Source organism: Deltaproteobacteria bacterium, assembly GCA_023382265.1.
GTDB lineage: Bacteria > JAMCPX01 > JAMCPX01 > JAMCPX01 > JAMCPX01 > JAMCPX01.
In genome coordinates, this window is the sequence record JAMCPX010000039.1 from 19550 (window position 1) to 43126 (window position 23577).

General features: G+C 38.7%; 18 protein-coding genes. 3 read left to right on the top strand and 15 right to left on the bottom strand.

Going from position 1 to position 23577, the window contains the following annotated elements; all coding sequences use genetic code 11:
* Positions 1-22: 22 nt before the first annotated feature.
* From M1381_07570 to accC, 3 genes are all read right to left on the bottom strand, one after another.
* Complete coding sequence (locus M1381_07570) at positions 23-364, bottom strand: hypothetical protein (GenBank protein MCL4478940.1); 342 nt, start codon at positions 362-364, stop codon at positions 23-25.
* 91 nt (positions 365-455) lie between these two features.
* A complete protein-coding gene (locus M1381_07575; GenBank protein MCL4478941.1) occupies positions 456-1220 on the bottom strand; it encodes an HAD-IIB family hydrolase in 765 nt (254 codons plus the stop codon).
* A gap of 23 nt (positions 1221-1243) precedes the next feature.
* Positions 1244-2734 carry an acetyl-CoA carboxylase biotin carboxylase subunit gene (gene accC, locus M1381_07580; protein MCL4478942.1) on the bottom strand — a complete coding sequence of 497 codons (1491 nt, stop codon included), beginning with the start codon at positions 2732-2734 and terminating at the stop codon, positions 1244-1246.
* A 60-nt stretch (positions 2735-2794) separates the two neighbouring features.
* Between accC and M1381_07585 the strand changes: the two genes are divergently transcribed.
* Together M1381_07585 and M1381_07590 are read left to right on the top strand one after the other, a co-directional pair.
* Positions 2795-2992, top strand: coding sequence for an HD domain-containing protein (locus M1381_07585; GenBank protein ID MCL4478943.1), 198 nt, complete (start codon positions 2795-2797; stop codon positions 2990-2992).
* Between the two features lie 78 nt (positions 2993-3070).
* Positions 3071-3409 (top strand): HD domain-containing protein, encoded by a 339-nt coding sequence (locus tag M1381_07590; protein MCL4478944.1) that lies wholly within the window; start codon positions 3071-3073, stop codon positions 3407-3409.
* A gap of 258 nt (positions 3410-3667) precedes the next feature.
* Here the strand turns inward: M1381_07590 and M1381_07595 are convergent, their stop codons facing one another.
* From M1381_07595 to M1381_07620, 6 genes are read right to left on the bottom strand one after another with little or no spacing between them, the layout of a single operon-like run.
* Complete coding sequence (locus M1381_07595) at positions 3668-5263, bottom strand: Na/Pi cotransporter family protein (GenBank protein MCL4478945.1); 1596 nt, start codon at positions 5261-5263, stop codon at positions 3668-3670.
* Entirely contained in the window at positions 5260-6036 is a 777-nt protein-coding gene (locus M1381_07600; protein MCL4478946.1) for a glycerophosphodiester phosphodiesterase, read from the bottom strand. Before M1381_07600 ends, M1381_07595 begins: the two co-directional genes overlap by 4 nt.
* A complete protein-coding gene (gene ftsY, locus M1381_07605; GenBank protein MCL4478947.1) occupies positions 6033-6866 on the bottom strand; it encodes a signal recognition particle-docking protein FtsY in 834 nt (277 codons plus the stop codon). The genes M1381_07600 and ftsY overlap by 4 nt, the downstream gene beginning before the upstream one ends.
* Positions 6867-6870: 4 nt before the next feature.
* Positions 6871-7209 (bottom strand): hypothetical protein, encoded by a 339-nt coding sequence (locus tag M1381_07610; GenBank protein MCL4478948.1) that lies wholly within the window; start codon positions 7207-7209, stop codon positions 6871-6873.
* Position 7210: 1 nt separating this feature from the next.
* On the bottom strand, positions 7211-10741 hold the full coding sequence (gene smc, locus M1381_07615; protein ID MCL4478949.1) for a chromosome segregation protein SMC: 3531 nt from the start codon (positions 10739-10741) through the stop codon (positions 7211-7213).
* Between the two features lie 18 nt (positions 10742-10759).
* Positions 10760-14035, bottom strand: a complete 3276-nt coding sequence (locus M1381_07620) for a tetratricopeptide repeat protein (GenBank protein MCL4478950.1) — start codon at positions 14033-14035, stop codon at positions 10760-10762.
* Between the two features lie 302 nt (positions 14036-14337).
* Between M1381_07620 and M1381_07625 the strand changes: the two genes are divergently transcribed.
* Positions 14338-16053, top strand: a complete 1716-nt coding sequence (locus M1381_07625) for a proline--tRNA ligase (GenBank protein MCL4478951.1) — start codon at positions 14338-14340, stop codon at positions 16051-16053.
* A 34-nt stretch (positions 16054-16087) separates the two neighbouring features.
* Here M1381_07625 and mtnA read toward each other — a convergent pair whose 3' ends face one another.
* The 6 genes from mtnA to M1381_07655 are packed head-to-tail and all read right to left on the bottom strand — an operon-like array spanning position 16088 to position 23570.
* Positions 16088-17128 (bottom strand): S-methyl-5-thioribose-1-phosphate isomerase, encoded by a 1041-nt coding sequence (gene mtnA, locus M1381_07630; protein ID MCL4478952.1) that lies wholly within the window; start codon positions 17126-17128, stop codon positions 16088-16090.
* Positions 17129-17130: 2 nt separating this feature from the next.
* Positions 17131-19809, bottom strand: coding sequence for an AsmA family protein (locus M1381_07635; GenBank protein ID MCL4478953.1), 2679 nt, complete (start codon positions 19807-19809; stop codon positions 17131-17133).
* A gap of 2 nt (positions 19810-19811) precedes the next feature.
* The gene (gene gatB, locus M1381_07640; protein ID MCL4478954.1) at positions 19812-21242 is read right to left on the bottom strand and encodes an Asp-tRNA(Asn)/Glu-tRNA(Gln) amidotransferase subunit GatB; all 1431 of its coding nucleotides are present in this window, start codon (positions 21240-21242) and stop codon (positions 19812-19814) included.
* A gap of 8 nt (positions 21243-21250) precedes the next feature.
* Complete coding sequence (gatA, locus tag M1381_07645; protein ID MCL4478955.1) at positions 21251-22717, bottom strand: Asp-tRNA(Asn)/Glu-tRNA(Gln) amidotransferase subunit GatA; 1467 nt, start codon at positions 22715-22717, stop codon at positions 21251-21253.
* The gene (gene gatC, locus M1381_07650) at positions 22717-23010 is read right to left on the bottom strand and encodes an Asp-tRNA(Asn)/Glu-tRNA(Gln) amidotransferase subunit GatC (GenBank protein MCL4478956.1); all 294 of its coding nucleotides are present in this window, start codon (positions 23008-23010) and stop codon (positions 22717-22719) included. Before gatC ends, gatA begins: the two co-directional genes overlap by 1 nt.
* Positions 23011-23033: 23 nt before the next feature.
* Complete coding sequence (locus M1381_07655) at positions 23034-23570, bottom strand: Zn-ribbon domain-containing OB-fold protein (GenBank protein ID MCL4478957.1); 537 nt, start codon at positions 23568-23570, stop codon at positions 23034-23036.
* Between the last annotated feature and the right edge of the window lie 7 nt (positions 23571-23577).

The window sequence follows — 23577 nt, forward strand, 5'->3', positions numbered from 1 at the left end:
AAGCACAAAATAAGAATTTTGTCTATAAAGGATTATTATTGCGGGATATGTGATAAGACTTTATCAAGTCCCATACAAAACAAGATGTGAGTGGTTCCTTATTATGCATCTTTCTCCAGTGGAGAATTCGCCCGCCTAAAAATTGCCCGATAAAAAACGAAGAGATCATGATGGGAAATGTTATGAAATGCCATCCCAATCCTGATAAGAGCCTCAAAGCGATAATAAATGGCACAGGGATGTGCACTGCTAAAAACCAGCCCCTTGAGAACTTTTTCTCATTTGCCCGCCAGTATCCGAACGGCATGTTGAGTATAACAACAACTATCGATACAATAAAAAATTTTGTAACCGTCTGTTCCATGTTTTTGTTAAAAAATTATCGCTCCTAAAAAGAATAAGCTCTCCTGATTTATAAGTCAATACTTTAAAATACTGATCCGAAAGATACATTACTACGATTGCTTCACAACCTTGCCTGTTTCCTTAAATACATTTCTTGACCTAATCATTTCTGCAAATTCTATAAAGCCATACCCCTGCTCATTATCCATAATCCACCTTGGATGATACTTCATAAACTTAAGATATTTTTTAATATTTGCCACTCCAACCGACAGTGGGAATATCGCAGGATTAAACATTGATTCATCATTTATAGAATCGCCTATCGTTATGGTTTTACTTTTCTTAACAATTTTCTTAAGTGTGGATGCTTTATTAAAGCCTGGCGAAATTATATGTGTCTGTATAGAGCTTATAGTTATCATAAGTCCATACCCGATTGCTATCTTTTTTATTTTATTTATTGCACCATCAGGAACAGAAGTATTTTCTATTGACATATCGGTAAGTCTAAATTGGTTATCCTGTGCCGGCACAACAGACGGGAAAATACTTCTTATATCATTAAAACATTTATTTAATCTCTCCCGATGATCCTTTGGCAGCTTTACGGTTGCAAGATCATGCTTTTTTATAATCACGCCGCCGTTTTCTGCTATAACACTTGCAACCGGAAGATACTGTGCTAATGTTGTACATGCACCCCCTGATCTGCCCGTGACAAGGATAATCTTTTTTCCTATCCTGTTTAGAAGCTCCAGTGTATCAAGTACACCGGATGTTAATATACCATTTATTGTTAAAGTATCGTCAACATCGGTTGCGATGAATTCTATATGCTTTGCCCTGCTTCTGATTTCATCTAAATTATTCATTTATAGTTTAATGCCATGTCATTTTATCTATTTATAGCCATTTGCCTGCCTGTTAGCCTCCATTTTGATTGATCATTCGTTGATGTTGTTTGTGGAGATATAGAGCTATTTATCTCATTTATAGCAGCGCTTATTGCGGCAACTATCCATAGTTGTGATGTATCTTTTACGAATTTATCCATCTCCTGTTCAAGGAAGCTGGTACCGAGGTCACCCTTAATAAATCTTTCATGCCTGAATATCCATCTATATAGTGGAATGCTTGTTGAGATCCCCAGTATTCTGTACTCATCAAGTGCACGGCGCATTTTTTCAATGGCTTCGTTTCTTGTTTTACCGTACGATTGTATCTTTGTAATTAAAGAATCATACCAGCCAGGCACATCAAAGCCTTCATAAACACCGCTATCAACCCTTATCCCTGCACCCGATGGCTCATGAAGATAAACGATTTTACCGGGGGTTGGAGAAAAATCATTCATAGAATCTTCTGCAACTATTCTACATTCTATGGCACTACCAGATATAGTTATATCTTCCTGTTTATACCTTAACCTTTCACCCTGTGCTATACGAATTTGTTCCTTTACGATATCTACACCTGTAACGAGTTCTGTTACCGGGTGTTCAACCTGGAGCCTTGTATTCATCTCCATAAAGTAAAGTTTCTCATTTTGATCCATAATAAATTCCATTGTCCCTGCATTATAATATCCAACCGACTTCGCAATATCAATAGCCATTTTGCCGTATCTTACGCGTTGTTCTGCACTGATAACCGGCGACGGGCTTTCTTCTATAAGCTTCTGATGTTTCCTTTGAATCGAGCATTCCCTTTCATTAAGGTGTATCATATTGCCATGTGTATCTCCAATGATCTGAAATTCTATATGTCTGGGATTCCTTATAAATTTTTCAATATAAAGCTCTCCGTTCCCAAACGCAGACTCTGCCTCCGACCTGGCCCTTTCAAAGCTGTTATGTATATCATCTCCGCTCTCCACCAGCCTCATACCTTTACCACCTCCGCCGGCAGCCGCTTTAATCATAACAGGATAACCAATCTCTTTTGCTATCCTGCTTGATTCATCAGCATCTTTTACAGGATCAATAGTACCGGGAACAATAGGTACACCGGCATGCTTTGCGATCCTTCTTGCGTTAATCTTTCCGCCCATTGCATTTATAGCTTCCGGTGATGGACCTATAAATATTAGCCCATTTTCTTTTACCCTTTTTGCAAAGGTCTCATTCTCTGCAAGAAAGCCGTATCCCGGATGAATCGCATCCGCCGAGCTTGCCCTTGCAATACCGATGATTTTATCCATGTTGAGATAACTTTCCATTGGCTGCGGGTTTCCGATTGAATAAGCCTCATCAGCCATTCTTACATAAAGAGCATCTCTGTCCGCATCAGAGTAAACAGCAACAACGGAAATTGACATCTCGTGACATGCCCTTATGATCCTTACCGCTATTTCGGAACGGTTTGCTATAAGTATTTTTTTAAACATAAAATTCTTATTTTCCCTGATACTCTCTTTAACACAAAAATACAATAAGAAAATTTGGTTATGAGCAGTACAGGGATCACCACATTATCTCTTATAATTGACTATCAGGGTGGAAAGCAATTATATCACGCATGGCGCACTGCAATTGTTGCCAAATACCTGTCCGATGAAATCAATATTGGCGATTCCCAGTGGCTTTTTTATGCGGGCTTACTGCATGATATCGGGATAACAGGTATGGGTAACCATCCCGCTTAAACTAAAAGAACTGTTAGAGGAACTGCCCTACACAAAACATTTTAATGGAGTTTTTCCAATGCAATTTTACATTCTTATTTGGGGAATACAGGCTTAAAAGTATTCGGCATCGTAATAGATGCAAAGCATACTTATACGGCAGGACATTCGGAAAGGGTAAGGGATTATTCAATAATATTATCAAGACGGCCCGGACTTAATAAAAGAGAAATAAAAAAAATAGCAATGGCTGTATATCTTCACGATCCTGGAAAGATCGCTATACCTTTATCCATACTTGATAAACCAGGACCATTAAGTAAGTCGGAATGGAAAATAATGAAAAAGCATACCGTGTACACAATGGAGCTTATAGATTCTGTAGATATACTATATGACCTTGGCCAGCTGGCGGGATACTCACAGGAGAAATTATGATGGTAAAGGATACCCTGATGGGCTGAAAGGAAAAGAGATACCGGTCGGTTCATGAATAATAGCGGTTGCAGATGCAATGGATGCAATCAAAACAAAAAAAGCGTATAAGAAAGCCCTTAGCTGGAAAACCGTTATAGGAGAGCTTAAAAAAGCTCCGGGAACAGATACGATCCGGAAATCGTTTACAAAACTGTCGCTTATATAAAAGAAGAGCAGTTGTATTGAAAAATCGGCTAAAAAGCAGAGCGGCAGTGATCGTTAAGTATCAAACGGCCTGACCATATATGCGAGTTGAGAAACAATCCGTCTTAGCCCGCTGACAATCTCTATGTGTAATGCACTTGTATCTATGGATTCCTCATACCCTTTATTGAGTCTGTTCAAATGAGATCTGAGAAGAACAAGCTCAGTCTGTGCAAGCTGATTTTTCTTTTCTATGCACTGCTTCATTAAATTCTTATCATCTTTTTCAACAGCATTAAGCACATCAGCAAAAAATCCAATCACGCCGTAGAAAAAATTTTTTATCTCCTGCCATCCCTCTTCCGAAAGCCTGTGTTTCTCAACGGTTTTTTTCTCTATATTATTAGAGAGGTTCTGACCGATTATGTCTGATATAACCTCAAGGTTCTTTAAGTAATTAATAAGCTCAAACTGTCTTGATGTTTCATCCGATGACAGCTGCAATGAAGTAGAAACATGGGTTAAATAAAGTTTTATTTGATATGAAAGTTCTTCAACAGCTTGATTCTGTGCCTTTAACTCATTGATACCCCATAAGTTATTTGCTGAAAGTGCTTTATAAGAGTTTTCGAGCATCTCTTTAACATAGACGCCAAGCCTTACAATCTCTTTTAATGCATAATCGTACGCAATATCCGGGGTTGCCAATGCCGACATATCAAGATATTTCGGTTTACTGGGCAGTTCTACTTTTTTACCGGCTTTTACATAGCGTTCAAAAAAACCCGATATGGGTTTTGCAAGCGGTGCAAAAAATAAGGTAATAACTATATTGAATAACGTGTGAGCATTAGCTATCTGGTGCGTAACGCTGTGTGCGCTCAGCCTTACAATGTCAATAAACGGTTTATAGAGTAAAACGATTATTAAAACCCCCGCTATCTTAAATGCAAGATGCATAATAGCCACCCTGCGACCCTGCTCATCAGCCTTAAACATTGCAAATACGGCGGTTGAACATGTACCCACATTAGCACCAAAAACTATCGGTAAAGCCTGTGAAAGATTTATAGTGCCACCGTGTACCATGGATATAGCAAGACCTATAGTGGCAGCGCTGTTCTGTATAACGGTTGTAAGCGCAAGAGATGAAAAAAAACCGATCAAAGGATTGCGGATGAATATTTCTATTATTCTGTTACCGGGTGTAATATTCTTTGAAACATTTGTTAACAGCATCATGCTGAAAAATATAAAACCGAACCCTGTCAAGAACCTTGATAATGCCTGCACCCTTTGTTCCTTTATGAATACTCCGAGAACAAACCCTGACGCTATAAACCATATGGCATAACCGTATAAATTGAATGAAATAATCTGAACTGTAAGTGTTGTACCCATATCAGCCCCGAGGATAATACCTATAGCACCTTTAAGATCGATCAATCTTGATGTTGCAAAACCCATGAGCATAACAATCGGAGTATTGCTGTTCTGTATAAGGATCGTTACAACCCCACCGATAATAACTGCCCACAAAATATTTTTTGAAGCACGCTGTAAAAGTTCTTTTATTTGTTCCCTGAATAATTTATTAAGGCTTGAATTTATAAGGTCAATGCCGTATAGAAAAAGTGCGAGACTTCCTATAGAAGTTATAAGTAGGATCATGTCCCCGGGTTGTTTAAACCAATATCATGTTGAATTGCGGCAATAGCTCTATCGGGATAATTGGTAAAAAAACCATCAACGCCGTTATGAAGTAATTCTATTATCAGATCATCGTTGTTTACTGTAAACACATTTCCTTTCAGGCCATTCGCATGCAACTTACTTATCAGTTGTTTATCGGCATAAGAATAAAGCATATTTATACATCCCGCATTTAATTCTGATGCGAGCTTTATATAAAATCGTAATGAATTTTCAGCAGACTCATCGGCTGTATTTATACTCTCCGCAAGCACCCCAAGCCTTATGTCCTTTGACAGCATCCTTACCTCTTTTAAGGCATTGATATTAAACGATGAAATGATAACATATTTTAGCAAATCATATTCTCTTATTAATCCGTATACCTTTTTGCACAACAATCCTGCTTTTGAATCCTTACCATCCTCTAATTTAAGTTCTATATTTATTGTGATTTTGTGGCCGATGGCTTTAAAAATATCTTCGAGCGACGGTATGCGCACATCGCGATCAGCATCAAAAACATATTGACTTAATTCAATAAGCCTTAATTCCGAAATCCGTTTATTTACATTAAAAAGCCTGTTGAGACTGAAATCATGAAATACAATAACTTCTTCATCCGATGTAAGCTGAGCATCAAGTTCAACTGCATCGGCATTCATTTTTACGGCGAGCTGAAAAGATGGAATCGTGTTTTCGATCTCATAGCCCGATGCACCTCTATGTCCAAATACGATTGGCCTGTTCATGCAAAAAGTGACTCGACAAATTTATTTTTATCAAATAGCATAAAATCATCAATCCCTTCCCCCGTTCCCATCCCTACGATAGGGATTTTAAGCTCTTCGCATATGGTAAATATAATGCCCGCTCTTGCGGTTCCGTCAAGCTTTGTAATGATAATTCCATCCACGCCGATATTCTCATTAAACAGCTTTGCCTGTTGAAAGGAGTTCTTCCCAATTGTTGCATCTAAGGTAAGATAAGTTACAAGTTTATCTCCTGCCATTGCTCTATGCATGACAGATTTAATCTTTTTAAGCTCATTAATCAGGTTAACATTTGTGTGTAGCCTGCCTGCTGTATCGGCTATAACAACGTCTTTACCTCTTGCAATGTAAGCACTAACAGCATCATGAATTACCGATGAGGGATCGACCTTTGGCATGGCTTTAACGATATCAAAACCTGCTCTTTCCACTACAATGATAAGCTGCTCTATTGCTGCTGCCCTGAACGTATCTCCTGCTGCTGCAATAACGCTATATCCTTGATCACTATACCATTTTCCAAGTTTACCTATTGTGGTTGTTTTACCTCCGCCATTGATACCTATCATCAGAATTCCACATCTCGGTTCACATAACTGTGATGATATTAGTATATCTTTCATCCTGTTTTTTAAATCTTCAACGCCGGTATGCCCTTGCTTGAAATCGCCTAAAAGCCTATCAATAACGGATAGACTCATATCCATACTCAGGAGTTCTTCTGTGTATTTATCCATATCAATGGACGCGGTATTGTTATCAGGAAACCTTGAAAAAACAGATGCTAACCTTGAAAATAATCCAGGCATGATCTTATAGTGAATTTTTTATAAAGCTTATTAACTCATTCACTCTTGATCTGTTTATTACCTCTTCATAGGAAGAGATGTAAAGAACAAGTAAAAAATAATCTTCCGTGATTCTGTACATACCGAGCAGGTAAGGGTGCATTGTAATAATTATAGAATGAGGGATAGAACCAAAATTTTTGAGTGTATTAAAGAATATGCTGAAATGTGCCCCTATAATCTTTAACTCGTTCTCATCCATATTTGCCGCCCAATCTATAGCCTCGCCCTCTGCATCTACAAATATTATACCGCTTATACCTTTTGCGGTTTCAATAACGTCCCGCATTGTATCTCTATTCATATTAAACGGCTTCTCTCTTCAATTTTACAGATATGACTTTTGAAACGCCGGGCTCCTCCATCGTTATGCCGTAAAGTGCATCTGCGATCTCAATCGTTTTTTTGTTATGTGTGATTAAAATAAACTGGGTATTTTTTGACAATTCCTTTATAACGTTATTCAGCTTTACCACACTTGCATCGTCAAGAGGCGCATCAATTTCATCAAGTAAGGCGAACGGACTCGGTTTGACCATAAACACGGATATAAGTAATGCAATTGCGCCTAGAGCTTTTTCCCCTCCCGATAATAGACTTATGTCCTGTAGCCTCTTACCCGGCGGCTGAATAATAATCTCCATTCCACTCTCGAGAAGATCCTGTTCGTCGGTAAGGATCAGTTCACCTCTACCTCCATCGTAGAGTTTTGGTACCACCTGCTTAAAATTTTCATTTACCTTATCAAAAACATCCCTGAACAGTTTTCTTGATTCTCTATTTATGGAGTTGATTATTCTTTTCAGGTCTTCTATAGCCTTATCGAGATCCTGTTTCTGTTTTTCATAGAAAGAAACCCGCTTCTGTAAATCTTCGTACTCGGTTATAGCTCCTAAATTTACATCTCCCATTTTTGCGATTTTTTCCGACAAGACTAAAACCTTATCCCTGGTATTTTTTATATCATTCTCCGGCAATATCTCGGTTTCAAAATGTTCAAGTATAATATTATACTTATCCTTTGCCGTATCTGCTATATATCCAGCTTTCATTGTCAGCTCAGCTAACTCAATCGATTGAGCTGATTCTTTCTCTTTAATTGTGTTGAGTTCTTTCTCTATTTCTTTTATTTCTTTCTCGATCTCGGAGTACTCTTTATAATCCCGGTCATAAACAGTTTTGGAATCTACAAGCTGATTCTGAAGCAGCACGAGGTCTTCGTTTTTAGAGCTAAGTTTACCATTAGACGTTATGATTTCCTGTTCTATACTGTCAAGTTTGGTTTTATTATTCGCTTCTTCTTGATGTGCCAGAGAGATGGACTGTTTTACACTTTCGTAATCGTATTCCATCCTTTCTATTTCACGCATCCTGGTATTCGATCTTTCCTTTAGTACGGCTATTTTTGAATTATAATCCGATACTGCCTGTTTTTTATCTTCAAGCTGGGATTCCATGTTGGTCAACCCCTCTCTGAGTGAATCTATCAGATTTACATTTGTGCCGCTGTCCTCTTCATAAATGGCCTTCTTTTGTCTTATATCCGCTACTTCCTCATACAATTCCGATTCGTTTTTTCTCAATTCTTGTTGTTCTATGTCGATAGCAATTATAGCCGATTCGTGATTACCTATCTGTTCATTAATATTCTGAAGCCTTGCAGCTATCCCCAAGCCCTGTCGTTCTGTCTCCTGGCGACTGCTTATTATGGAAGATAGCTCTGCCCTGTGATTATCAATTTTATCTGCAAGTTCCTGCTTTTTTAATTCAGCCTGTGAGATCTCCTTTGATAATAACTCAAGTTTTTCTTTAAGTTCATCGGCCTCATGCCTTCTATAAATTATTCCGCCCTTAATGGCATTATTCGATCCGCCGTAAACGATACCCGGTTTAACTAGATCCCCGTTAACGGTAACCGCGAACCTTCCACTTTTTGCATGAGCAAAAGCGTCTTTTAAGTTATCAACAACATATACATCGTCAATCAATGCTTGTACCAATGGTTTTACGTGCTCATCGGTAATTTCAATGACATCCGCCAGTAAGATTCCATTTTTTTCTTTTTGCTTTTCGCCTATTTTAATATCCGAACCGATAATAAATATAGCTCTTCCGCTATCACCTTTTCTTAATGCGTTTATAATCTGTTCTACCTTCTCATAATCAGATGTAATAATTCCCTGAACCACATCATCCAATGCAGACTGGACGGCAAGCTCATACCCTGGACTTACTTTTATATAATCTGCTACAACTTTATCAATATCGAATTGCTCTTTCTGTTTAATTATAAATCTTGCTCCGTCTGAATAACCATCAAGATTTTTTCTTAAATCCTCGAGTGTTGCACATCTTGAGCGGACACCTTCGTGCATGTTCTTCTTCTGTTCTATAATTCTATTGATATCTTCTATTTCAACGGAAAGCGACTCTATGAGGTCTTTTAAATCCTTTATTTTGCTGTCCAGCAAAGACTGCTTTACCTCGATCGACTTTTCGTCTCCCTCAAGATGCTTTTTTTCTTCTTTATTGGCTATTATTTTTTGTTCGATTACACTTCTGTCGTGCTCCAGCTTTTCAAGCCTGTATGTTACACTCTTTACTTCATGTTCTATTGAGAGGATCTGATTATCAATCTCCGTGATCTTTCTTGCCCTGTTGAACTCATTGTCCTTTTCTTCTTCTAATCTGTTTTTTAATTCATTAACCTGTTCAAAGAGCTCATCCTTCTGCCGTTCTAAAGCCTTGAGTTCCTCCTGAAATGTTATAAGTTCTTTATGCTCAACCTCGATGTCTTTCTTAATTTTTGCAATTTGTTCTCTAGTCGACAGCTCCTTTTTTTGCTGTTCTTCAATAGAAGAATGGATTTTTTGGTTTTCAATATGTATCGCTTCCTTGAGCCTGTTTGATGATTCTATCCTTTCCTTTAATACCATACTTTCACTTGTCAGATTGTTAATTTGCATTTGTTTCTCGGAAATATCGGAAGCCTGTTTATCAAGCCTGCCTTTAAATCTTTGATAATCGACATATCTTGCGGATGATCTTGATGATAGTTTTGCGATCTCAAATCTTATCTGCTCGAGTGAAGACTTTTTATTCTCATTTTCGGAAATGATTTTGGCATGATCTGTTTTCATTATTCCGATATCAAGATTTTTATATTCATCCTTCATTGTTTTGTAATCCTGAGCTATCTTTACCTGCCTGCCAACCTGACTCAGCTGTCTCTTTAGCTCTGAAAGCAGATCAACTATGCGAGCCATGCTGGTCTTTGTGATTTCTATCTTATCGATAGCTATTTTCTTTCTATTCTTGTACTTAAGGATACCGGCTGCTTCTTCAATAACATATCGCCTCATCTCCGGCTTAACATTAATAATTTCACCGATTTGCCCCTGTTCTATGATAGAGTAAGCCTTTGAACTTATTCCTATATCAATAAGCAATTCTATTATATCCTTTAGCCTGCGGACTTCTTTATTGATATAATACTCACTTTCACCATCCCTGTACGCCCTTCTCGTAACTGCAATTTCAGAAAAAGATGCATATTCAGACGGTACATTCCCGCCATTGTTCTCAAAAATAAGAGAAACCTCTGCCATACCCACTGGTTTACGATGCTCCGATCCATTAAATATCAGATCAGACATTTGAGATGCTCTTAATTGCTTGGTTCCCTGTTCACCCATACACCATTTTATTGCATCGACAATATTACTTTTGCCGCTGCCGTTTGGGCCGACAATAGCGATAATAGGGTAACCAAAACTAAAATTCACAGGTTCAATAAAAGATTTAAATCCATGTATCTCGAGTCTTTTTAACTGCATATTCCTCCATCCACTTATCTATATTAATTCACTCAATTTCTTTTCTGCCTGATTCTCAAGCCCGTCCGGCAAACCAAGCTTTATAGCCTTTTTCAACGCATTTTTTGCTCCGCTGTTGTCTCCAACATTGGCAAGAAGCATACCAAGTTTGAAATATGCATCTGCGGGCTTGCTCATAAACTCTGCCGCTTCCCTGTAGGCTGTTATTGCCTTATCGTATTGCCCCTCGGATTGGTAAAGAGCTCCGATTGCCTCATAAGCATCTCCATAATGGGGATCAATTCTTATGGCTCTTAAATAAAATTGTATTGCTCTTTTGTTATCCCCATTCTGGTAATACGCATTACCAAGTCCAACCATCGGCTTTGGGTTATTATAAGACAGATCCAATGCCTTCATAAATTGTTTTTTTGCACTATTAATGTCTCCAACATAGTTATAGACAATGCCGAGTTTGTAGTGCACCTCGGGATCCTGCGGTGCTATTTTTAAAGCACTTTTTAGATAATCTATAGCTGCATATGTTTCTTTATTATGATAGTAGTAATCAGCAAGCGCGACAAGGTATTTTGATTCTTTAGGTGCATATTTGATCGCATTTTTAAGATCGCTTACAGCAGCAAGATCATTTCTGCCCAAGATATTCATCTCACCCCTTTCATAATAAGCCTCAGCCATAGTACTGTCTATATCTAATGATTTACCATATTCACCAATTGCAAGCTGTATATCACCCATATCCTTATAAACATTACCAAGCATATAGTGGTACAATGCATTTGCAGGATTGAGCTTTATAGCATTTTCAAGTGATTGGATAGCTTCTGTAAATGTTTTACCCACCGAATAAACCTGTGCGAGTTTATAAAACACATCTGAATCATACGGTTGTGATTTAATGGATTCTTTATACGAATTTATCGCATCATTCCATTTGCCTTCATTAAAATAAATTTCTCCAAGCACCTTATAGGCAAATGCATCGTCCTTCATTCTATTAATCGCGCTTAAGGCGTATTTCTCTGCATCCTTATATCTCGAGAGCTTATTCAATGTATAAGCCATGTACGGATAACTATTATAGCTATTTGGAGAAAGCTTAATTGCTATAGTAATCTGATTCAACGCATCATTATAATTTCCATTCCTATCAAGGACTATGCTGTATTCCGTATGCAGGGGCGCATAGCCGGGGAATTTTTGTACAGCATCAGACAGTAAATCATAAGCGCCTTTATAATCACCGCTGTCGGCTAACAATTTGCCTTTCAGGGTTATGAATTCAGGATTGTCGGAAGAAATCTTTATCGCCTCATCTATTTTATCTAATGCATTTTTTATCTCACCGTTTTTATATCTGGCAAGTGACAATTCGTATAACATATAAGGATTGTTTCCCTGTATGCCCAGACCCTTTTTATAATTCTCAATGGCATACACATATTTATTGTCATCATAATAAGCTTTGCCCAACCTAAAGTATGCTTCCGGCAGCTTATCATCCATTGAAGCAGCTTTACTGTATGCCTGTTCCGCTTTATCAAGCTCTTTATTTGTTACATATACATCACCAATCGCGATAAATGCACCATAAGAGGGTTCCATGCCTATAGATTTGTTGAATGCATCAATAGCTAATGCGGCATTATTATTTTTGCTGAATAGCTTTCCAATGGTATAGTATATTTTACTTTGATCATAACGGGTCAACTCTCCAGCACCTTTATTGAGAATGTTGTCAAGTTGTGAAATCAAGCTACTCGTGTCTGTTACTGTAATTGATTCTATTTTAGTAAATAGTATATTAGCTTTTACATTGTAGGGAGAGTCCTGGAGAGTATGCTCTAATATATCATTCGCCTCCGATATGTTACCCTGTTTATAATATATCTTTGCGAGCAAAAGTTGCGCCTGAGTCATATAGGGTTTAAGCTTTACTGCCTCGGTAACGAGAGATGCTGTATCCGACAACGGTTTCCCCTGTAAAAAATCAACAAAACCTTCATAGTACAGTGCTTCAGGGAATTGAGGAGATTGTTTTAAAGCTGTGATAAATTCCAGCTTTGCACGATTAATATCGTTTTCTGCAAGATCCGCCATTCCGCTTACAAGATAATAATCACTGCTGCTATGTGTCATAACCTTTAACCGTTGTAAAAACCTGTTTATGTTTTTAAGTCCATTTCGATCTTTATGATCATAAGCAAGTAATGCATAATCTTTTGCTATGCCAATATACCCATCAACAAGGTGATGATCCATAATAACAGCCTTTTTATAGAGACTGAGTGATTTATCATAATCGTTCGTTGTATCCTTCAGATAAAGTTCATCCGCTGATTTAACAAGCTCCGCTGCCTTATCCTTTTTACTCTCGGATACGGGAAACACGCTGTATGTCATCAAGGTGAGTTTGCTTAAATCAGGGTTAGACGGCGTGTACTCCACTAAATAGTAATAAAAACCCGCGATTAATGCAATAACCAATAGAATACCTATTCCTGTAAAGGTGATAGCTCTTAAGACAAACGGCTTTTTTAAAGGCAAAACATCTTTTTTTACTACAGGTGAATTATCAACTTCCGGAATTAATATTGATTCTTCATTCAATAATGTCCCGTCCGGTGTTTGAGAAATTTTTTCGGCTTCCGGTTCTTCATGACGCTCTTCTATTGATAATGATTCCGGTATAACCTCAGCAGTGATCCCGTCTTTCACATTTGGTTTTGGTGTTTCATCCTGTATTTTTGTTGATTCAAGCCAGCCTGTATCAGTTTCTTCTGATAGTGAATCTACCGGTTTTTCGGGTTCTTCTTTTGTCTCTATTGACCCTACGGACTCATTAAGATCATCCATTGTAAATTCTTCAAACCCTTCTATAACATCTTCCTGGTTTTTCTCTGTAACCTCAGGCTCTTTCTGAACAGGTTTTACAGATGCATACGCTGATTGACCGGGTTGTTTACCATCATCTTCCGGTATTTTTTTGTCACCATCATCTATTGTCACGGGTGAAGTAAAGATGTCATCTGCTTTCGGTTCCTCTTCCTGAATAGGATTTTCGGGTTTTAACGGTTCTACCTCTTTTTTCTGTTCATCCATTGGTAGATACTGAAAAATATCTTCATACAATGGCTGTTCTGGAATCACACGTTCGGGTGAGTCCAAATCCTGCACACCCTTTGGTGCTTCTTTAGTTATAAAATCTGAAGGTAGCGATACTCTATTCTCATGATTACACTTTTTACATACAAACTTATAATCCTGAGCCTTCAACTGCGACTCTGTGAACATATACATCGTCTGACAATTTTCACACTTGAGTATCATAGTCCTCCCTATTTATTAGACTATTATAATTTTGATTCGAGAGATACCATACTATTAATTATCTTTGCTACTTATTTATCACAATTCTATCCAGTGGTAAAGCAGTAGGTTTACCACTGGATAGACGGTGAAACACCAGACTTGTTTAGATTAGCGTAGAAATCCACCGTTCGTATTGCAGAGCACATACTCAATTATAAGCATGTAAAAAAGGCATTGACTGAACTTTTACTTTTGCATTAAGAACTATGTCAAAGGAGAAGAAAATGAGGTTTACCCAAACTTTTATACCGACATTAAAAGAAGCGCCCAAAGAAGCGGATATCATAAGTCACAAGCTTATGTTCAGAGCAGGATTGATAAGAAAACTTTCTTCCGGCATATACACCTATCTTCCTCTTGGTCTCAAATCCATAAAAAAAATCTCTGATATCATTAGAAAGGGCATGGAAAAAGCCGCTGCAAGAGAAGTGTTGCTGCCTTTTGTTATTCAGAAAGAACTGTGGGAAGAAAGTGGAAGATGGAATGAGTATGGCAAAGAACTTTTGAGGTTTAAAGACCGCCACGACAGGGAATTTACACTCGGGCCCACACATGAAGAGGTTATTGTTGATCTTGTAAGAAACGAGGTTCGATCTTATAGGCAGCTTCCTCTTAATCTTTATCAAATAGCCGAGAAATTCAGGGACGAGATAAGACCAAGATTCGGGGTAATGAGAAGTAGAGAATTTATCATGAAGGATGGGTACAGCTTTGACGCAGACAACGAACACGCGGATATTACATACCAGAGGATGTACGATGCCTACAATTGGATATTCAAACAGTGCGGCTTGAACTTCAGGCCTGTTGAAGCAGATACAGGTACAATCGGAGGTAAATTTTCCCATGAGTTCATGGTGCTTGCCGATACAGGCGAAGATGCCATTGCTTATTGTGAATCATGCGGATATACAGCAAATGTAGAAAAAGCTGAGATCGGACATAAGACTCAGAGACCTTCAAATGATGTCGCAGTAGAATTAAATAAAGTGCCAACACCTGCTAAGCATTCTGTAGAAGAGGTATCAAGTTTTTTACATGTTCCGTCTCAAAGCATTATCAAGACAATGATTGTAAAAACAGATAATGGATTTGTTGCTGCGCTTGTAAGAGGCGACAGGGAACTCAACCTGATAAAACTGAAGAACGCAATCGATGCAAAAAATGTCGAACTCGCCGCTGATGCAGATTGCGTAAGGCTTACAGGTGCACATACAGGCTCACTGGGTACTATAGGGCTAAAACTAAAGACCATTGCTGACAATGAAATAAAGTATATGGGTAATATTGTTACCGGAGCAAATGAAGACAACTTCCACTATACGGGCGCATATCCAGGCAGGGACTTCAATCCTGATGTATTTGCGGATATACGCAATGCAGTGGCGGGGGATGCATGTCCGCGATGCTTCAAACCCTTGAGCATAACAAGAGGCATAGAGGTAGGGCACATTTTCAAGCTCGGTACAAAATACTCAGAAAAAATGCATGCGGAATTTCTTGACGAGAAGGGTACGTCAAAACCGTTTATCATGGGATGTTACGGGATTGGTGTTGGCAGGACTTTTGCAGCATCAATTGAACAAAATAATGATAAGGACGGGATCATTTTTCCATTAACAATAGCACCTTATGAAATAGAACTTGCGGCAATCAATATGATGGATAAAGATATAACGGATACAGCGGAAACAATTTATAAAGAATTGGTTGAACGCGGGCTTGATGTTATTTATGACGATAGGGATATATCACCCGGCATGAAGCTGAAAGATGCGGATTTGATAGGATTCCCGATCAGGGTTATCATAGGTATGAAATATAAAAGAGAAGGATTGCTTGAAATAAAAATAAGAAAAACAGGAGAGGTTATTACAGCAAAAAGGCATGAACTGCTTGATAAACTATTAATGATCAATGATCGGCTTATGCCAAAATGATTTTTAGAATTTAGAAGGAAATGCATTATTCGGGTTAAACTTTCTTGTAGAGTATTCTCTTGATTCCTGATTTGAATGGCGGATAGATTACAGATTTTTCTGTAATAATAGCATTAATATATCTTGCAGGTGTTACATCAAATGCAGGATTACGGACATTTATTCTTTTCGGTGCAATCATCCTGCCGCCTATGCACATAACCTCTTTATAAGCTCTTTCTTCTATAACAATTTCATTCCCTGTTAATATGGATGGATCAAAAGTAGATGCCGGTGCTGCGACATAAAAAGGTATCTTATGCGCATCTGCAAGCACTGCCACGCTGTATGTGCCAATCTTATTTGCTACGTCGCCATTTTTTGCTATACGATCCGCGCCAACGATACAGGCATCGATCAAATTATTTGCCATCATCCATCCTGCCATATTATCCGTGATCAATGTAACATCAAAGCCATCCTGCTTTAATTCCCATGCTGTTAGCCTTGCACCCTGCAAAAACGGTCTTGTTTCATCCACGAAAACCTTTATATCCTTGCCGGCTTCTTTTGCGGCTCGGAGTACTCCAAGCGCTGTCCCGTACCCTGCAGTTGCAAGAGCCCCGGCATTGCAATGTGTGAGTATTGACCAGCCGCCTTTTATGAGTGATTCACCATTCTTGCCGATTCGCTTATTGGTTTCTATGTCCTCTTTATATATCCGGATTGCCTCCTCATGCAGTCTGTCGGTGATCTCATCAGGGTGATCATATTCTGCCGCAATTTGTAACATCCTGTTTACAGCCCACGAAAGATTATGTGCGGTAGGCCTTGCATTTATCAAATGTGCCCCAATGCGTTTAAGTTTTGCATAATAACTTCCGATGCTGTTAGTTTTGATCTGCTTTGAGCCGAGCCACATACCAAACGCAGCAATAACACCTATAGCTGGAGCGCCTCTTATAGCCATGTGCTTTATAGCATAATACACATCCTGATATGTTTTTACTTTTATGTAATGCATTTTTAAAGGCAAAAGCCTTTGATCAAGCACAAGCACGGCTTTTTCTTTCGGAATAAGTGTGTGGAATTCCATATTTATTTAAACAATTGCTCTATTGCTTTTGAGCCTTTTTGCTGCAATTGCTGGATTTGTTTATTCTCATTGCCTTTTAATTCTTTATTGATCTGTTTATTAAGTTCCCGGATCACCTGCTTTTTTGCAAGCTCCTTCAGCCTTTGCGAATAAGCCTGTCTGTCAAGTGCGAATACTGGTTTTCTAATAGTACCTGTCAGCAAAAATGGTATTTCTACGCGGCCCTGCTCATTTTTTATGACCTGTCCTATCGTGCCGCCGATACCGTTTGATAAAGCCCTTGAAAGTATACTATTCCCATGAAAATTGAGATTCCCCTCGAGGTCAAAGTACCCATTGGACGTGATATCCATTTCATTACTAAGGAGTTTCAGATCATTAGTTGTAACCTTACCATGATTGATTACAGCGGTTAATTTGATATTATTGAATCTTGTTGTCTGTCCCTTGCCAATAGTTGAAAGACTTGCTACTTTTAACAGTTCTGAGAGCGCTGAGAATGTTTTTATTTCTCCGTCTGTAACTGTTATAATACCATTGCCTGAAACCGTATGTTTGAGATCCTTGATATCTCCATTCAGTGCCAGATCAGAAGCAAGTTTACCGGATAGAACATTTCCGTATGTTGTAAAAGTGTTTAAAAGCTGCCCGAGTTCAAGCTTTGCCACATTAAGCTTTAAATCATAAGGCTGTTCATGTCTTAGGCCCACACTACCGTTTGCCGATATAATACCGGAAAACGCGTTTACATGAAACTGTTTTATCATTAATACGGCTTTTGTAAGCTGGATCAATGCATACAATGATTTGAACTGAGCTTTTTTAACTATACCCTTATCTACCCTTGCATCGACCGTTATATCGGCTTTATCTATGATGGACGGTTTATTGCTTTCTTTGTTAGTTACCTTTTCACTCGCCTGTTTTGTGGATGGCTTTGTTTTAGGCGTCAGCTCGTCCATATTAAGATACGGAGATACTATATTGATCCTGCCTTTTGGTGCAGAGAAATCGGAGATACTGCCGTTTGCTTTGATTATTGACTGACCAATGACCAGCAGCAACGATTTTAATAACAAACTATGCTTTGTAAATGCTGCATCCATATTGAGTGATTTTAAAGGCTGTGGTATTGATGCTATTTGTACTGAAACATCATTAACCTTGATACCCCCGTTGATGCTGAGTTCTTTTGGTTTTTTTAGTTCGCCCTTCGCCCGTGTTGTTATTGATAAATAGCCATGAGCATTGTACGTTTTGAGCATAGGCAATATGTTTTCAAGAGATGCCAGATTGATTCGATTTGTTTTCACACTAATGTCCGCCCTCATATCACCTGGTGTAAGCACATTACCTGTAAGCAATACATTTAGCTTATCAAGCACAAGATCAACATCTTTAAGATCAAACCGAGCTCCTTGTTTTAATATATGGTACGTGAGTTGGAACGGTATAGAAGATTGTTTAATAAATTTTTTGTCATAAGCTACCTTTGCGTCTGTAAAATCAACAACCCCATTTATATCGGTAGATCTGGGTGTCATAGATACGTCTGTTTTTATGCTCCCGTTACCGCTCAAAAGAAGCTCTTGGGGTAGTTTTTGTTTTAATGTACTATAAAATGCAATCAGATTATTCAGTACTAATTCTTTTGATTCAAGGTGTACGATTGATACGTGCTTGTTTAAGTTTACATTTCCTTTAGCATCTATATTAATGCCGTCCGATTGTAATACGATATCGTTTATTTTTAATGATTTTTGGGCTGTTGTGAATTCAAGGTTATTCGTTATATCAAATGGTTTTATATCTGCATCGGTAAATGCAATTCCTGATAATGAAACCTTTCCTGTGATATCCACAGTACCATGCATGGTAGATTTTAAAGTCTCATCTGCATCAACAATTCCTGATTTTAATATCTCTTTTTTTAAGCCCGCAAATTTAAGGATATAAGGGATATCTATATGATTAAACTTAGCAGTAAGATCATAGGGGAGCTTTTCTGCGGATACGTATTGTCCAATAGGACCAATCATGCCTTTTATCTCAAATCCTGTATCTTTAATCGCACCAAGGTTTGCAGTTAAATAAATACTGAACGGATTTTTTACATTAAAATTACTAATCCCGAGATTGATATCTTTTACTATATACTCTTTAACCTTATTGTTCTCAACGGATGTTAATGTAACAGTACCATTATCAAGCAACAGCTTGCCGAGATAAAATCCTTCCGGTATGCTGGATGGCTTAGATGCGGATGCTTTTGTTTTTTCTGCCGGCTTTTTTTTAAGAAGATCCGAGAAGTTATACTTACCATCAGGATACCTTATTAAATGAACGTTCGGGTCCAAAAGCTTGATACTGTTTATTGAGATCTCCTTTTTGAATAAAGGCAGGATATCAACGCCAACCTTTACGTCATCAATATGTACAAACGGAGCGGATGATGCCGTTACGTCCGCTATTGAAACATCTTTCAGCTCAAGACCAAGTCCCGTTAAAATACTCAGTCTTATGTGTTTTATTGTTACCTGCCTCCCAATCGCTTTTGATGCCGGCACTGTGATCTTGCTTATGTAATTGTCAAGATTGATCACAAAAGGCAGCACCGCCAATATTATAATGATAGTAACGAGTCCTATTACTGGATAGATTATGGTTTTTTTTATCTTCATATTTAGCTCCCTTTTAATAACTTTGTTAATATCTCATTTACCATGCCAGGGTTTGCTTTCCCGTTAGTTGCCTTCATCACCTGACCTACAAAGAAACCGATCAGTTTTCCCTTGCCTGCCTTATACTGCTCAACCTCTTTTGGCTGCTTTTCAATAACCGATTTTACAACATCCATGATGATGCTCTGGTCAGAGACCTGTTCAAGCCCGAGTTCTTTTACAAGCGTGTCCGGAGACTTAGCTGTTTCTACCATTTTTTCATAAATTGTTTTTGCAATCTTTCCGCTTATTGTCCCATTGTCTATCAATTCAAGCAGCTCTGCTGTTTGTTCCGGCTTTACCTTAAAGTCTTTTATCTCTGTATCAATATCTTTTATGAACCTAAGCATCTCACTCATGATCCAGTTACTTATAACCTTTGGTTTATTGAAAAGTTTCACTACACCTTCAAAATAATTAGCAAGGTCCTTAGCTGCTGTAAGGACATCTGCATCATAAGAAGGCAGGTTATAGTCTGCCGTAAATCTTTTCATTTTCATATCCGGCAATTCCGGTATGCTTTCTTTTGCGCGTTTCAGGATCTCTTCGTTAAGCTCGAGCGTAAGAAGATCAGGCTCCGGGAAATACCTGTAATCGTGCGCCTCTTCTTTTGATCGCATCGGCATTGTTGTAGAGGTTCCCTCATCCCACAACCTCGTTTCCTGAATAATCGTGCCGCCTTCCTCAATAACATCAATCTGTCTTTGTATCTCATAAGTAAGCGCCTTGTGTATAAATCTGAATGAGTTCATGTTCTTTAGCTCTGCTTTAACACCAAGTGTACTGGTGCCTTTGGGCCTTACAGAAATATTCGCATCGCATCGTAAAGAGCCTTCCTCCATATTTCCATCACAAATGCCCAGATAGATCAAGATGGTCCTTAGTTTTTTAAGATACGCAACCGCTTCATCCGGGCTTGTCATATCAGGCTCTGATACAATCTCAAGTAACGGAACTCCTGATCTATTAAAATCCACAAAGCTTGTTCCATCCTGATTATGCATTAGTTTTCCAGCATCCTCTTCAATGTGAATCCTGTTAAGATTGATAGCCCTGTTTTCATTATTAACCTGTACATGTATGACTCCATGTCTTGAAATGGGTAATTCATACTGTGATATCTGATATCCTTTTGGAAGATCAGGATAAAAATAGTTTTTCCTTGCAAACACGCTGCGTTTTGAAATTTCTCCACTCACTGACATTGCAAGCATACATGCGTACAGAACAACCTTCTCATTAAGCACAGGGAGTGCACCAGGTAAGCCTAGACATACTGGGCACACATTTATATTTGGATCCAGTGCGAATGTAGTAGAGCATGAACAAAATGCTTTTGTCTCCGTTTTTAACTGTGCATGTATCTCCAGTCCTATTACTGCTTCGTATTCCATTGCGCCCCTTATCCTGCCTTTAAAGATGGCTTTTGCTTATGCCACTGAACCGCATTCTCATAAGCATAAGCTGTATTAAAGATAGACTTTTCATCAAACATCCTGCCTATCAATTGGATGCCTATAGGCAGCTTTTCTTTAGAAAAGCCTGCCGGTATTGCAATACCGGGCAGTCCGGCAAGGTTAAGCGGGATTGTAAAGATATCGGACAGATACATCTTGAGAGGATCCTCAAGCTTTGACCCGAATTTGAACGCAGGGGTAGGACTTGTGGGAGCAAGGATTACATCACATTGCTTAAATGCATTATCGAAATCGTTTTTTATAAGCCTTCTGGCCCTTTGTGCCTTACCATAGAATGCTTCATAGTATCCTGCTGACAGTGCAAAAGTTCCAAGCATAATCCTTCGCTTAACCTCTTTACCAAAACCCTGTGCACGCGTTTGTTTATACATGTTTAAAAGGTTTACATCCCTGTCTGTTCTGTATCCAAATCTGACCCCGTCATACCTTGCAAGGTTAGAGCTTGCTTCTGAAGATGCAAGTATGTAATAAACTGCAACGGCATACTTTGTATGCGGCAGGCTGATATCCACGATCTGGGATCCTAGCCCTTTCATAACATCTATTGCATTATGAACAGCCTGTTCTACATCCTTATCCATACCGTCTATAAAGTATTCCTCAGGAACGCCTATTTTCATGCCTCTTATATCCTTTGTTAAAAGCGACGTAAAAGGCTCTACAGGAACATCCGCTGATGTTGAATCCAATGGATCAAAACCGGCTATTGCCTCAAGCATGGCGGCGGTATCGTAAACGGTCTTTGTCATTGTGCCGCCCTGATCAAGAGAAGAGGCAAATGCAATCATACCGTATCTGCTTACCCTGCCGTAAGTGGGTTTAAGTCCAACAATGCCGCAAAGTGATGCCGGTTGTCTTATTGAACCGCCTGTATCTGTCCCGAGTGCAGCATAAGCCATATCGGCACTCACTGCCGATGCAGACCCTCCGCTTGATCCTCCCGGGACCGCGTCAAGTGCATAAGGATTTTTAGCAGGACCGAAGTATGATGTTTCTGTTGATGATCCCATAGCAAACTCGTCCATATTCGTTTTACCTATAAAAACGGCCCCGTGTTTTTTTAATTTGCTTATAACCGTTGCGTCGTAAGGCGGGATAAAGTTTTCAAGGATCTTTGATGCACACGTTGTTCTCATACCTCTTGTTGCAAAGATATCTTTTACCGCCACAGGTACGCCGCACAGTAGTGATGCGTCCTTATCTTTGAGCATTTCCATTGCATGGTCAGCCTGTTTTAACGCATACTCTTTATCAACCGTGATAAAGGCATTTAATGTTTTATTGAGCTTTTCAATTCTGTTTAAAAGGTTTAATACAACCTCTCGCGGGCTTACAGCTTTTTTTCTATAAAGTTCTGAAAGCTCGTTTATACTGATTTCATGTATCTCCATTATTCTATTACCTTTGGAACTACGAAAAATCCGTCCTTTGCTTTTTGCACGTTTGAAAGTACCTCATCCCTCGTTAAACCATTATTTATATGTTTATCATCCCTAAACCGTTGTGATGATTGCAAAGGGCTTGACATGGGCTCTACATTATTAAGTTCGAGCTCGTCTATCTGGCTTATATATTCAAGGATGTTTTCAAACTGCGAGCTAAACACCTTGAGTTCATCTTCTTTAAACTCAAGCCTTGCAAGCTCCGCCACCTTTTTTACATCTATATTTATTTTTCCCTGCATAAACGTTCTACCGCCCGTTAATGTTACTCAGCAAACACAAAATACGCATCAGTCGGCTTAAACTTTGAATTTCTTTTAAACCTTGGCATTACCTTTTTACCCACAAGATCAAGCGATGCCTTAGAAGCATCGAAACCAACAAGCCTTGAAAGCAAAAGAGTTTTTGCTCCCTCAAATTCGACAAGGATTAGTATGAATGGGGTTTCTTTTAAAAACTCCTCGCTGCCAAAATAGCATACCGTAAATGTATGGATCCTTCCCTCTTTTGGAAGCTCTATCCAATCACACTCCCCGCCGCACTCCTGACAGTGCATTTTTGGTGTAACATGTATGTATCCGCATTTTGTGCATTTTGTCCCAAGCAGTTTTCCATTCGCAAGCCCTGCAAAAAATGGTGAATCCTGCCCATAGCTTACAATATAATTAATGTTGTACTGCTGCAAATAGACTATGGGTGTTATGTCCTTAAGCTGTTTTATATCCTTTGGAAACGGCACGTTAAATAGAACGGTGCCGTCTTCTGTCTCCGGTATTGTAATGTTTTTGTTATCTCTATCCATGATTGCC

Coding starts and splice junctions, on each gene's coding strand:
- M1381_07575 (MCL4478941.1), bottom strand. CDS start 1,220: ATGAATAATTTAGATGAAATCAGAAGCAGGGCAAAGCATATAGAATTC.
- M1381_07600 (MCL4478946.1), bottom strand. CDS start 6,036: ATGAACAGGCCAATCGTATTTGGACATAGAGGTGCATCGGGCTATGAG.
- gatA (MCL4478955.1), bottom strand. CDS start 22,717: ATGGAGATACATGAAATCAGTATAAACGAGCTTTCAGAACTTTATAGA.
- M1381_07625 (MCL4478951.1), top strand. CDS start 14,338: ATGAGGTTTACCCAAACTTTTATACCGACATTAAAAGAAGCGCCCAAA.
- M1381_07635 (MCL4478953.1), bottom strand. CDS start 19,809: ATGAAGATAAAAAAAACCATAATCTATCCAGTAATAGGACTCGTTACT.
- accC (MCL4478942.1), bottom strand. CDS start 2,734: ATGTTTAAAAAAATACTTATAGCAAACCGTTCCGAAATAGCGGTAAGG.
- smc (MCL4478949.1), bottom strand. CDS start 10,741: ATGCAGTTAAAAAGACTCGAGATACATGGATTTAAATCTTTTATTGAA.
- M1381_07570 (MCL4478940.1), bottom strand. CDS start 364: ATGGAACAGACGGTTACAAAATTTTTTATTGTATCGATAGTTGTTGTT.
- ftsY (MCL4478947.1), bottom strand. CDS start 6,866: ATGCCTGGATTATTTTCAAGGTTAGCATCTGTTTTTTCAAGGTTTCCT.
- M1381_07595 (MCL4478945.1), bottom strand. CDS start 5,263: ATGATCCTACTTATAACTTCTATAGGAAGTCTCGCACTTTTTCTATAC.
- M1381_07585 (MCL4478943.1), top strand. CDS start 2,795: ATGAGCAGTACAGGGATCACCACATTATCTCTTATAATTGACTATCAG.
- gatB (MCL4478954.1), bottom strand. CDS start 21,242: ATGGAATACGAAGCAGTAATAGGACTGGAGATACATGCACAGTTAAAA.
- M1381_07610 (MCL4478948.1), bottom strand. CDS start 7,209: ATGAATAGAGATACAATGCGGGACGTTATTGAAACCGCAAAAGGTATA.
- gatC (MCL4478956.1), bottom strand. CDS start 23,010: ATGCAGGGAAAAATAAATATAGATGTAAAAAAGGTGGCGGAGCTTGCA.
- mtnA (MCL4478952.1), bottom strand. CDS start 17,128: ATGGAATTCCACACACTTATTCCGAAAGAAAAAGCCGTGCTTGTGCTT.
- M1381_07620 (MCL4478950.1), bottom strand. CDS start 14,035: ATGTTCACAGAGTCGCAGTTGAAGGCTCAGGATTATAAGTTTGTATGT.
- M1381_07655 (MCL4478957.1), bottom strand. CDS start 23,570: ATGGATAGAGATAACAAAAACATTACAATACCGGAGACAGAAGACGGC.